Genomic DNA, 11,685 nt, shown 5'->3' with positions numbered 1-11,685 from the left:
CTATCAATTCGCCCAAAAAATCTGGATTGCCCAGATCGCATATGCAAATACAGCAATAATGACTGCTGAAGTCAGTACTAGGCGTAAACCTGATGCTGATGGACCCATTTGACGAGTCGTCACATAGTCAGTGAATACTTGCCACATACCAATCCATGCGTGTGCAACAAGAGATAAGACTGCCAATAAAGATAAAATCTTCATCGGTAATGTCATCATAAAGCCGTACCACTGTTCGAAGTTGAAACCACCATTACAAAGGATCCAACCAAACACCACAACAGTATAAACAGCTAAAACTACAGCACTTACACGCTGGATAAACCAATCGCGAGAACCTGAACCCGTTAAACCAGTAGCACTTTTCATTAGAGTACGATCCATACAAATGATGCAACGATACCAATTGCAGATAAAATTAATGCGATTGTTGCTGCTACACGACCACTTTGTAACTCTTCAGCGATACCCATATCAGCAAGCAAATGCTTGATACCTGCGATGAAGTGGTAGATTAAGCCAGCGACAAATACCCATACGATGAAGCGCACGATAAAGCTATCAAAAATAGCTTGAACTTGTGCAAAGCCCTCAGGAGAAGACAATGATTTGTCTAAGATCCATAAAAGAACTGGTACGAGTAAAAATACGATGACACCTGAAAGACGGTGTAAAATAGATGCAATAGCCACAGGGGATTTTAAGTTTACGTCTAAAACTTGACCCATGGACAAATTGACAGGTCTGTTGCTTTTCACAGCGGGCATCCTGTAGTTAAAAACTCCATCCGGAGTTTGTTGGAATTAATTCGAAGGAAAGCTGGCATTTGTTAGACAAATAAATTGTCTAAACCTTTATACGACACGGAATTATAAAACGTGCAATTTCAAATTACAAACCTACGAAGCAGGCGTCAACCATAAAATATTTTTAAATAAGAATCATTTACATCTACTTTCTTACAGTTAAGTCATCTCTCTATTTAAATACAAACACTAAGCCATTAATATTTATATCAATTTATTTTAATTTAGTGTTACTGAACTCAAATGTTCGATTTGTCTTAATTAGACTAAAGCACAACTCACTACAAAAATATATTTTTTTAAGAAATATAATATTTATTTTATTTTTCAAAAACTTAAAGAAAATTAAATCTCAAATAATTTGTACTTTTAAAACTAATTAGAAAAATGAATATTGCTCACATGGTCATTGTTTTTTTATCTAATTGAATTGAGTAATTTCAAATGTAAAAAAGGATAAAAATCATATGCACTTATAAATTAATTACAAAATAAACTTCATTTTCTAATGTTGAGCTCACCACTTAAAATGTAATGAAACATTATAAATTAGACACTTTTTAATCAATTAGTAAATAAAGTGAAAAAAAATATTTCATTGTCATTTTTGGTGTATTTATTCAGTCTATCATCTTAAAAAAACTGACAAATTCTATAAACAATCGCTTTTCACAACCTTTAACATATTGATAAAAGGTATTAATAATCAAGCATTACTTGGTTTAAATCATCAAAATATGCACGTTTTTGTCTTTTTTTTTATGCCACTACCGTTGAAATTGTCTTATTATACGGCGGCGCTAGTGAAAAGCAGATAAATTCCTACTGATTAACTGAGTTTAGAATCAGTCACTTTAGGTCGTCATTTTTATCCATAAGTATAATTGACAATTTTTGACTACTCACTAAGCTTAGAGCAAATTTTGAAACCGTCTAACTCACGGATTACAACAGATTATTTCGGGTTAGATAAAACATTCACCAGGACAGGAGATCTATTGAATGTCTGAAGCAACTGGCAAAAAAGCCGTATTACAGCTTGATGGCAAAGAAATTGAATTACCAATTTACAGCGGCACATTGGGCCCAGATGTAATCGACGTTAAAGATGTATTGGCCGCAGGTCACTTCACTTTTGATCCTGGTTTTATGGCTACAGCGTCTTGCGAGTCTAAAATCACATTTATCGATGGTAATAAAGGTGTTCTATTACACCGTGGTTATCCAATCGACCAACTAGCTACTAAAGCTGATTATTTAGAAACTTGCTACTTATTATTAAATGGTGAGCTTCCTACAGCTGAGCAAAAAGAAGAGTTTGACGCTAAAGTTCGTAACCACACTATGGTTCACGATCAAGTTAGCCGCTTCTATAACGGTTTCCGCCGTGATGCACACCCTATGGCGATTATGGTTGGTGTTGTTGGTGCGTTATCAGCGTTCTATCACAACAACCTTGATATCGAAAATGTTGATCACCGTGAAATTACTGCGATCCGTTTGATTGCTAAAATTCCTACCCTTGCTGCATGGAGCTACAAGTATACTGTTGGTCAACCATTCGTTTACCCACGTAATGACTTAAGCTATGCAGAAAACTTCTTGTACATGATGTTTGCTACTCCAGCAGATCGTGATTACAAAGTTAACCCTATTCTTGCAAAAGCAATGGATCGTATCTTCACGCTTCATGCTGACCATGAACAAAATGCTTCTACGTCTACAGTACGTTTAGCTGGTTCTACTGGTGCTAATCCGTATGCATGTATCGCTGCTGGTATCTCTGCACTTTGGGGCCCTGCTCACGGTGGTGCAAACGAAGCTGTCCTTAAGATGCTTGATGAAATCGGCTCTGTAGAAAACGTTGCTGGCTTCATGGAAAAAGTGAAGACTAAAGAAGTTAAACTTATGGGCTTCGGTCACCGTGTTTATAAAAACTTCGATCCACGTGCTAAAGTAATGAAAGAAACTTGTGATGAAGTTCTTGGTGCTTTAGGTATCAATGATCCACAGTTAGCTTTAGCAATGGAATTGGAGCGTATCGCACTTTCTGATGAATACTTCATCAAGCGTAACCTTTATCCAAACGTTGACTTCTATTCAGGTATCATCCTTAAAGCGATTGGTATCCCAACAGAAATGTTCACTGTAATCTTCGCACTTGCACGTACTGTTGGTTGGATCAGCCACTGGTTAGAAATGCACAGCGGCCCATACAAGATCGGACGTCCTCGTCAGCTTTACACTGGCGAAGTTCAACGCGATATCGTTCGTTAATTCGAACTACGTCGACAGTCAAAAAACCACCCTTTGGGTGGTTTTTTATTATCTGATTAACAACAAAATATTGTTTTCAGCCCTAATGAAATAGAAACCTCGTATATCTAGAATATCTACAAACAAAAAAAAGCCTGATTAAATCAGGCTTTTTTGATCAGTATTGTGAATAATGATCCAAATTTAATGAGCTTAACTGCTGTTTTAATTTTGCAAGAGACCATGGCCATGCTGCAAAGTTACGACCATTTTCATCCAAATAGTAACTCTTACAGCCCCCTGCATTAAATACAGTGGTTTTAAGATGCTTTTGAACCAATTGATTATGTCGCTTAACAACGTCGTCTTTAATCACAAGCTTGTTAATATTTTGCTTTTTGATCTTTAGTAGGCCATCAAGAATATAATCTAATTGAGCTTCAGCAATACCAATAAATGAGTCATAAACCAGAATATTTGGTCCTAGCACCAAAAATGCATTTGGTACATTGGTAATACTTGCACCTAAATAAGCTTCTGGTGAACTATTTTTCCAGCGATCTGCTAAGAGCTTCCCATCCATATCGTAAATGCGTTTACCAATTGGCGGATGCGATACCTCAAAACCCGTACCCCAAATGATGACATCTACTTCATGACGCTCACCATTGGCCGCAACGACCGTATTCCCATCAATCTCAACCAACCCCTCATTGATTAGTTTCACATTATCTTGTTGCAATGCTGGATAGTAATTGTTGGCAAATAAAAGACGTTTACAGCCAATATCAAAATTTGGTGTGACTTTTTTTCTTAATTCATCATCTTGAATTTGCAACTTCAATAATTGTTTGCTTAAGAAATTCACAGGCTTCAGCACTTTCGGATTACGCAAACCAAAGTTAATGCCATTTAAAATTTGGGCAATACTGCTCCGCCAAGTGGATTGAATAACGGGAAATTTCTGGATCAGTGATTTCGCTTGATCATTCAAATTCATATCAGCTTTTGGCAACACCCAAGGTGCTGTACGCTGAAACACAAAGAGTTCTTTCGCTAATGGCTGAACCTGAGGAATAAATTGAATCGCTGAAGCACCTGTACCAATAACAGCAATACGTTTACCTTTCAGATCGTACTCATGATTCCATCTTGCAGAGTGAAACATTTCCCCCTTGAAACTTTCTATGCCCTTAATTTTTGGAAATGATGGCTCAGTAATCGGTCCCGTTGTAAAGATTACCGTTTTTGCTAGATACTTTCCTTGAGAAGTTTCTAACGACCACTGCGCCTTCTCGTTATCCCAACGTGCTGTTTTTAATTCATGATTAAATTGGATTTTTTCAGTCAGTTGATGCTTCTCAACCACTTCCTCAAGATAACTTAAGATTTCTGGCTGTTTGGCAAACAAATGACTCCATTTGTGACTTGGCGAAAAGGAAAAAGAATATAAGGCTGAAGGAACATCACATCCACATCCTGGATAATTATTATCGCGCCATGTACCACCAACTCGGTTCGCTTTTTCCAGCACAATGTATTCGCGATATCCCGCCTGATTCATTTTATATGCCGCAGCGATACCGGAAATACCTGCACCAACAACAATCGTGTCATACACCTTTTGTGATTGTTCGACTTCAAGTTCTTTATCTGCATTATTTTTTTTCTTTACTTTTACTTCTGCTTTTTCAGATTGATCAGCAGTTTGAATTTTTAAATCTGCATTGCTCTCTAATTCGTTATCGAGTGTCATTCTTTTATCTCTCTATTATTTTACAAAACGCTTAAACCATGGATAACCTACACCTAACATTTTGGTATATAAGGTCGGTGAAGCACGCTTCATCAACCAAAATAATTTCGCGTCTGGTTGTGGAATCGTATAAAGAATGCCTTTATCTAAATTGTTTAAGGTTTTTTGTGCAACTTGATCGCTTGTGACAAATGCATGATTCTGCAATAAATCATCCGCTAAACCCGAGTAATTGGAAGGTAATCGCCCATTCTTCATAATATTGGTAGGTACTAAAGTTGGGCAAAGCACATTCACATGGATATTATCTTGATGTAATTCTGCAGATAACGTTTCAGATAATGCAAGTACACTAGATTTCGTCACGTTATAAGCTGTCATTTCAGGTGCAGCTGTAAATCCTGCTGCTGAAGCAACATTAATAATTGCCCCATAACCTTGTTGTTTAAACTTCGGTACAAAAAAGTGGCAACCATGAATCACGCCCCATAAGTTGACATGCATACACCATTGCCAATCTTCTAGTGTTATCTCATCAAACTTACCACCTAACCCCACGCCAGCATTATTAATAACAAGTGTCACAGGATGATTAAAAAGGTTTTCTGCTTGATTCGCCAATCGCTCAACATCTTCCTTTTTTCCCACATCGCAGGATTCAGCAAATGCTTTTTGCCCTGTGGTCTGAGAAATCAGCTGAACAGTTTCTTCAGCTGCAGCTAAATTAATATCAGCACACACCACTTGACCACCACGTTTTGCAATTTCCAATGCAAAACTGCGTCCAATACCACTTCCAGCACCCGTTACCACAGCATAAGCCTGATGGCTCGGTTTAATTTTCTTCTTAAAAAAAAGCATGAACTATCCTTATTCTTATACCTTTAAAGCAGGCATGAATTCCTTCGTAAAGTATGGTGTTAAAATACCATCCACTGGATTTAATAAACGTTCTTTGTAGTACTCTAAAAACGCTGATGTATCATGATCATTCGGATGGAAGTCTGGTTTGAGATATTCGAAAATATGTTTGATCGAACTGCCATAAACCCCATCTTTTAGACCAAAAATCAAACCTACACTTCGGTACATATCTTTGTAGTAACTTAAACTGATTAGATTTGATGGCTTACGATAAAATGGCACAATTAAGGATGCAGCAGAAATCAGCACTAAAATCGTAATAAGCGCTGGGAAAAAGCCTGCTATTCTTAAAGCATAGTTACTCGAAAGAAGTTGGAACACATCATATGCAATATCTTTATGCTCTGATTCCTCAAGCATATGCCACATCCAAATTGCGCGTTGTTTCTCATCTTGAGATTCGAAGAAAATATGCTCATGATTCATCATGTATTCAGCAAGCACTGCGGTAAAATGCTCAATCCCAGCCATAAGCGATAATTTCATTGGCTGAGGCAACCGATTAAAACCATATTCAAAAACGTGATGCGCCAGAAATCTAAACAATTTGACAGGCAAATCTGCCTTCAAAAAAGCGTCATTTAATTCTTCATGAAGTTTAGAATGTAAAGCTTCTTGCCCAATCAGTGCTGTCACTCTTTGCTTGAGTAATGGATCTTGAATAAAGTCACGATGATAACGTGCTGTATCAATAACGAGATCCTCACCATAGGTTAAAAAAATTGAAAGTGAGGCAAAGTAAGCACTTGCTAATTCCGCATTCAAATAAAATTTTGGATCAATCTTTTGATGATCAAAATCAAATTTCATATGACGAATTGGAATAGCTTTTGATTGATTCTCAGGATCAAATTTAGAACCGTTTAGAAATTTTGAAATTTTTTTTAGTGGCTGAGTTAATAACATGGCGAACCTTCTCTTTTATCTCAGTGAATAAATTCAAATAATGTGAATTCTTCGACGTTTCTAAAAAATTAAGATAAAAAGACGAAATAGCCATTTGCATAATAAATCTTTAGAGATGGCATAATTGCTCATTCATCAAGATTGTCTAACAAAATTATTAAGTTTTAATCAGTAAATACCATTTCATTATCATTAAAGGTCAACACCATTTTTAACAAGTAATGATTCAAATTAGTGATATTTTGAGTGTCACATAAACTTTAAGTAGATTAAGAAATAAGTATGATGTTGTGGATGCCACTTATTTTAAAATGGATAAAATTTGACGCTTTTAGATGTAGATCACTCACCCAAGGTGAAATCACGTTAAGCCAAAGTGTCTTTGGTGATCTTATAGATTATAACAGGGTGAAAATCATGAATCATCCGTTTCTACCGTGGCAACCCTCAGCGGTATTTATGGCGCCAAAGGGCTATTTGCATATTCGCAACAAACATTTCAAAACTGACTATTCGAAAGAAAATAAAATCTATCAAGGAATTTTCATTCACGAGATGACTCATATTTTACAACACCAACAAGGACAAAATGTTTTGCTCAAAGGCGCTTTTCTGCAAAGTGCGTATTTTATTTCCTTCAAAAAGTATAATCCTTATGCCTATAAATTTGACCCTAAAAAAAATTTCAATGAATACAACATTGAACAACAAGGCGAAATAGCTAGAGATATATTTTTGAAAAAGATTCCGAATATTATTTTGAATCAATAAAAAACTGTAAAATTAAAAGAATATTTTTTATTCAAGCTATTGATTTGTGAATCAGAAACACCATATCAGCTTTGACATCTGATTTACTGTGTCGCAAATCCATTACGATTTAATTTTTTATGTACAAACAATGGCAAAAGCTAGTATCTACTTTTATTTTAGATAGAATACATATGAATCGTAGTTTTTGCTGTGCAAGAAATAAGATCTTTTATCATGTTTTAATGATGTAAATTTGAGCCATTTGGCAGTTATGTAATATCACATACACACAGCTGAATAATTACTCCAATAAAATCAGCACGTGCTGTATATAAACCTATAGGATAGGACTTGGTTTAAATGAATAGTTTTAAAGTTTCTCTTGCTCAATTCTCTCCATTTGTCGGCAATTTAGAAGCCAATGTTCATCGAATGATTGGACTCGCTAACGAAGCCAAACAGCAAAATGCCAATATCATTGTGTTTCCTGAACTTTCGACCATTGGTTATCCTGCAGAGGATCTCCTACTTCGTCCAAGCCTAAGCAAACGTACAGCATCAGCTTTCGAAAAACTGGCTGAAGTGAAAGACATTGTGATGGTATTTGGTTTTGTTAATCAAGCTGATTCGGGTGCACGCTATAACTCTGCAGCCGTTATGAAAGATGGGCAAGTATTAGGTATTTATAACAAGCAAAATTTACCAAATTATAGTGTTTTTGATGAAAAGAGATATTTCGCTGAGGGTCATCAACACCTTGTATTTGAGTATTTAGGACATAAATTCGGTGTATTAATTTGCGAAGATGTCTGGACACTTGAGAGTGTTCAACAACTTGCCAAACTGAATGTTGAAACTGTTCTTGTGCTAAATGCCTCACCATACGAAGTTGGAAAGCCTCAACACCGTGTTGTTACGCTTAAAGAGTTAGCTAAACAATTGAATCTCAATCTTGTTTATGTCAACCAAGTAGGCGGGCAAGATGATCTCATTTTCGACGGAACAAGTTTCGTTGTGAATGCAAATGGTGAAGTTGTACTTGAAGCACCAAGCTTTAAAGAAGACCTTTTTCATGTTGAATATGAAGCAGAGCTTAAATCTTTTAAAGCCGCTACCAAAGCACCTGCATTAGATACGATTGCAGAAATTTACCAAGCTTTGGTTTTGGCAACACGAGATTATGTACAACGCTCAGGTTTCCCTGGTGTCATTCTTGGTCTCTCTGGTGGTATCGACTCAGCACTCACCCTTGCAATCGCTGTCGATGCTATTGGAGCAGATAAAGTTCAAGCTGTTATGATGCCTTACACATATACCTCTCAAATCAGTGTTGAAGACGCGACTGAGCAGGCAAAACGTATGGGAGTCACTTTTGGTATTGCGGAAATTCACCCAATCGTCAACAGCTTTATGCAGACATTACACCCATTCTTCGGCAATTCTCCTGCTGATGCAACTGAGGAAAATTTACAAGCTCGCGCACGCGGCACCTTATTAATGGGTCTGTCGAATAAATTTGGTAATCTTGTTTTATCTACAGGTAACAAATCTGAATTATCTGTTGGTTACTGCACACTGTACGGTGATATGGTCGGTGGTTTTGCTGTACTTAAAGATGTTTATAAAACGATTGTATTTGAGTTAGCGAAATACCGTAATAGTTTGGAAGATACGCCTGTAATCCCTGAACGTGTGATTACTCGCCCACCTTCTGCTGAATTACGACCTGATCAAAAAGATCAAGACTCATTACCACCTTACGATGTTCTTGATGCAATTTTATATGCATATATTGAAGAAGATCAGAGTCTTGAAGATATTATCTCTAAAGGTTTTGATCGAGATATCGTGACTAAAGTCATTGGATTGGTTGATCGTAACGAATATAAGCGCCGTCAGGGTGCAATTGGTCCACGTATATCCTCTCGTGCATTTAGCCGCGAACGCCGCTATCCAATCGTAAATGGATGGAAAGCAGGTGTCTAACTCGACACAACTCAATCAATTTGCTCAAGCACTTATGCTTGAGCAAATTCGGTTTACCCAACAACATTTATTAAATGCTGAATCAAATGCGGTATTAGACACGTTTGTTTCACAAGCTTATGCTCAGTTTAATCGAATCAAATTAAAAGATATTGTAAATATTGAACAACTTCATGCTGTTGTTTCGAAATATACTTTTGAGTTAAATCTTGGACCTGATTTACTAGAGTTTATTGGCGCTGTTGCACAACGTATTTACCTTCATTTAAAGAATTCAAATGCTTTAATCGGAGATTTAATTTCAGACCATGATTTTGGGCTATGGCTAAATAAAATTCTTGAATTAGATCAAGTACGTTATGGTTTAAAACAACAAATTTTAAGTAATGAGAAGGCATATGCAGTAAGTCTTCAATTAGCAAATCAAATTTTAGAAAAATATACACCTTGGCTGGATAGGCTTCGAAAAAATAAAGTTCAAAATCATACGGTCAAATCAAAGATTTTTAATTTTCTCCAAGATCAGCAACACACATTAGAGTTAAAACTAGAATCCCAACTTGCAAATGCAATATTGGTTCAATTAGGCGAAATTATCACACTGCCTCAAAATGAACTTTATGAAATCATTCAACATATTTGGTCAGATCTCCAATTTCAAAAAATTTCAGCTCAGCTTGAGCAGATTGAAGCCATTGATGTCGAAGATTTTTTTATTTTGGTCTATGAAACCTGGAGAAATTTACGCCAATCCTCTGAGATTCAGTCCATCATTTTAGAAGTGGTTGATGAGTTCTATGAATATTTTGGTGATTACAGTTTACAAGCTTTACTCACGGCTGTTGGACTAACTCAAGAAGATTTAGTGATCGAAGCCCATCGTTTTGCACCTCAACTTATCACCATGTTAAATGATTTTGGCATTCTAGAACAATTAATTCAAAGTTTGATTCAGCCTTTTTATCAAGCACAATCTACACTTGATCTTATCTCAGGACATTTTGAGAAATAAAAAAAAGACCATGCGGTGAGCATGGTCTATAAAAATGGTGGCTATGACGGGACTTGAACCTGTGACCCCCGCATTATGAGTGCGGTGCTCTAACCAACTGAGCTACATAGCCGTAAACTGTGTGCGCATTATCTTAAGTTATCGTTGTATCGTCAAGCATACGAAAGCACTAATGATCACCCTTTATACAAATAAACCTTATTTGAACAAAATTAATCCATAATTATATGATTTTATTGTAATAGTAAGGTTTCAATAACATCAAAATCATGCTCAATCCTCAATATTTTATTCTCATATGCTGTTTAAGCCTTGTGAGCGGATGCCAAACGACTCACCCCATATTTGTGAATTATCACGGTGTACGCATGGATGTCGCTCAATGGATCAATGCTCAAAACTTTATAACCATGCAACAAAAACGAACTCTAATTCAATTAAGCCGTGCTCAACAAAAGCTCGTGCATATTGATGTCATTCCTGAAGATCATAAACTTGCCGTGAGTAAAGAGAATGCGGTTGCTCTTCATTGTGCACAGCTTTATTTGTCTGAGCAAAAAATTGAAAGCTTGCAAAATATTGTGTTTTCAAATGTAAATCAGGCAGCCGTTTTAGCACAATTTGAACAAGAGTTTCCAAAAATTAAGCTAGATTCTCAGCTTATTCAGTGCCAATGAAAACTCAAGATTTCACACATAAAAAAAGACCACACTAGTGAGTGTGGTCTATAAAAATGGTGGCTATGACGGGACTTGAACCTGTGACCCCCGCATTATGAGTGCGGTGCTCTAACCAACTGAGCTACATAGCCGTAAACTGTGGGCGCATTATCTACTTGATTGATGTATCCGTCAAGTAATATCGGCACTGTTTGATCAAAATTTGTTGAAGTGAGCCGATAAGCCGGGTTCTGTCTAGAACGATCATTCCTCTAGGCATACAATCACTCATATGCTCAAGCGACCTACCCGAATCCAGTATGGGCCATACCTTAAGGATTCCTATTTGGTCTTGCTTCAGGTGGGGTTTACCATGCCATGAACTGTTACCAGTCATGCGGTGCGCTCTTACCGCACCCTTTCACCCTTACCATATTCTAGGCTAAACCGAAGTTCAGTTGCAAAATGGCGGTCTACTCTCTGCTGCACTTTCCGTAGGCTTACGCCTCCCAGGCGTTACCTGGCACCTTGCCCGATGAAGCCCGGACTTTCCTCCCCTGCTTTAGTCACGAAGACCTTCACAGCAGCGATCGTCTGGCTCACTTCAAGTGGCGCATCTTAACAAAC

The 11,685-nt window shown here is 37.0% G+C and carries 10 protein-coding genes, 2 tRNA genes and 1 other RNA gene; 5 read left to right on the top strand and 8 right to left on the bottom strand.

The features are described from left to right. Positions 1-3: 3 nt before the first annotated feature. Together sdhD and sdhC are read right to left on the bottom strand one after the other, a co-directional pair. On the bottom strand, positions 4-369 hold the full coding sequence (gene sdhD / locus AC1M9H_RS05850; protein ID WP_035268511.1) for a succinate dehydrogenase, hydrophobic membrane anchor protein: 366 nt from the start codon (positions 367-369) through the stop codon (positions 4-6). Continuing rightward, entirely contained in the window at positions 369-767 is a 399-nt protein-coding gene (gene sdhC, locus AC1M9H_RS05845; protein ID WP_179997761.1) for a succinate dehydrogenase, cytochrome b556 subunit, read from the bottom strand. The genes sdhD and sdhC overlap by 1 nt, the downstream gene beginning before the upstream one ends. Before the next feature lie 1,041 nt (positions 768-1,808). Between sdhC and gltA the strand changes: the two genes are divergently transcribed. Next, entirely contained in the window at positions 1,809-3,083 is a 1,275-nt protein-coding gene (gene gltA, locus AC1M9H_RS05840) for a citrate synthase (RefSeq protein WP_035269948.1), read from the top strand. 157 nt (positions 3,084-3,240) lie between these two features. Here gltA and AC1M9H_RS05835 read toward each other — a convergent pair whose 3' ends face one another. From AC1M9H_RS05835 to AC1M9H_RS05825, 3 genes are read right to left on the bottom strand one after another with little or no spacing between them, the layout of a single operon-like run. Then, a complete protein-coding gene (locus tag AC1M9H_RS05835) occupies positions 3,241-4,818 on the bottom strand; it encodes a flavin-containing monooxygenase (RefSeq protein WP_481612958.1) in 1,578 nt (525 codons plus the stop codon). 15 nt (positions 4,819-4,833) lie between these two features. Then, the gene (locus AC1M9H_RS05830) at positions 4,834-5,679 is read right to left on the bottom strand and encodes an SDR family NAD(P)-dependent oxidoreductase (protein ID WP_481612957.1); all 846 of its coding nucleotides are present in this window, start codon (positions 5,677-5,679) and stop codon (positions 4,834-4,836) included. A 15-nt stretch (positions 5,680-5,694) separates the two neighbouring features. Next, positions 5,695-6,648, bottom strand: coding sequence for a metal-dependent hydrolase (locus AC1M9H_RS05825; protein WP_092766832.1), 954 nt, complete (start codon positions 6,646-6,648; stop codon positions 5,695-5,697). A 282-nt stretch (positions 6,649-6,930) separates the two neighbouring features. On the opposite strand from AC1M9H_RS05825, the gene AC1M9H_RS05820 reads away from it, so the two are divergent. From AC1M9H_RS05820 to AC1M9H_RS05810, 3 genes are all read left to right on the top strand, one after another. Continuing rightward, positions 6,931-7,419, top strand: a complete 489-nt coding sequence (locus AC1M9H_RS05820; RefSeq protein WP_481609798.1) for a hypothetical protein — start codon at positions 6,931-6,933, stop codon at positions 7,417-7,419. Between the two features lie 342 nt (positions 7,420-7,761). After that, on the top strand, positions 7,762-9,387 hold the full coding sequence (locus tag AC1M9H_RS05815; protein WP_481588917.1) for an NAD+ synthase: 1,626 nt from the start codon (positions 7,762-7,764) through the stop codon (positions 9,385-9,387). After that, positions 9,380-10,399 carry a hypothetical protein gene (locus AC1M9H_RS05810; RefSeq protein WP_481612956.1) on the top strand — a complete coding sequence of 340 codons (1,020 nt, stop codon included), beginning with the start codon at positions 9,380-9,382 and terminating at the stop codon, positions 10,397-10,399. The genes AC1M9H_RS05815 and AC1M9H_RS05810 overlap by 8 nt, the downstream gene beginning before the upstream one ends. Positions 10,400-10,434: 35 nt before the next feature. Here AC1M9H_RS05810 and AC1M9H_RS05805 read toward each other — a convergent pair. Further along, positions 10,435-10,511: transfer RNA gene (locus AC1M9H_RS05805), tRNA-Met, on the bottom strand. Between the two features lie 202 nt (positions 10,512-10,713). Here AC1M9H_RS05805 and AC1M9H_RS05800 point away from each other — a divergent pair. Beyond that, entirely contained in the window at positions 10,714-11,076 is a 363-nt protein-coding gene (locus AC1M9H_RS05800; RefSeq protein WP_481612955.1) for a hypothetical protein, read from the top strand. A 57-nt stretch (positions 11,077-11,133) separates the two neighbouring features. Here AC1M9H_RS05800 and AC1M9H_RS05795 read toward each other — a convergent pair. Both AC1M9H_RS05795 and rnpB read right to left on the bottom strand, forming a co-directional pair. After that, a tRNA-Met gene (locus AC1M9H_RS05795) sits at positions 11,134-11,210 on the bottom strand. A gap of 72 nt (positions 11,211-11,282) precedes the next feature. Next, positions 11,283-11,664: RNase P RNA component class A (gene rnpB / locus AC1M9H_RS05790), an RNA gene on the bottom strand. Positions 11,665-11,685 lie beyond the last annotated feature (21 nt).

The sequence above is a fragment of the Acinetobacter sp. ANC_7512 genome (assembly GCF_056779935.1).
The sequence above is the reverse complement of the archived record's forward strand: the minus strand, read 5'-3'. Positions and strand labels throughout refer to the sequence as shown.

Bases quoted from the DNA above. Each gene is read 5' to 3' on its own strand.
- AC1M9H_RS05820 (WP_481609798.1), top strand. From the start codon at position 6,931: ATGATGTTGTGGATGCCACTTATTTTAAAATGGATAAAATTTGACGCT.
- AC1M9H_RS05830 (WP_481612957.1), bottom strand. From the start codon at position 5,679: ATGCTTTTTTTTAAGAAGAAAATTAAACCGAGCCATCAGGCTTATGCT.
- sdhD (WP_035268511.1), bottom strand. From the start codon at position 369: ATGAAAAGTGCTACTGGTTTAACGGGTTCAGGTTCTCGCGATTGGTTT.
- gltA (WP_035269948.1), top strand. From the start codon at position 1,809: ATGTCTGAAGCAACTGGCAAAAAAGCCGTATTACAGCTTGATGGCAAA.
- AC1M9H_RS05815 (WP_481588917.1), top strand. From the start codon at position 7,762: ATGAATAGTTTTAAAGTTTCTCTTGCTCAATTCTCTCCATTTGTCGGC.
- AC1M9H_RS05835 (WP_481612958.1), bottom strand. From the start codon at position 4,818: ATGACACTCGATAACGAATTAGAGAGCAATGCAGATTTAAAAATTCAA.
- sdhC (WP_179997761.1), bottom strand. From the start codon at position 767: ATGCCCGCTGTGAAAAGCAACAGACCTGTCAATTTGTCCATGGGTCAA.
- AC1M9H_RS05825 (WP_092766832.1), bottom strand. From the start codon at position 6,648: ATGTTATTAACTCAGCCACTAAAAAAAATTTCAAAATTTCTAAACGGT.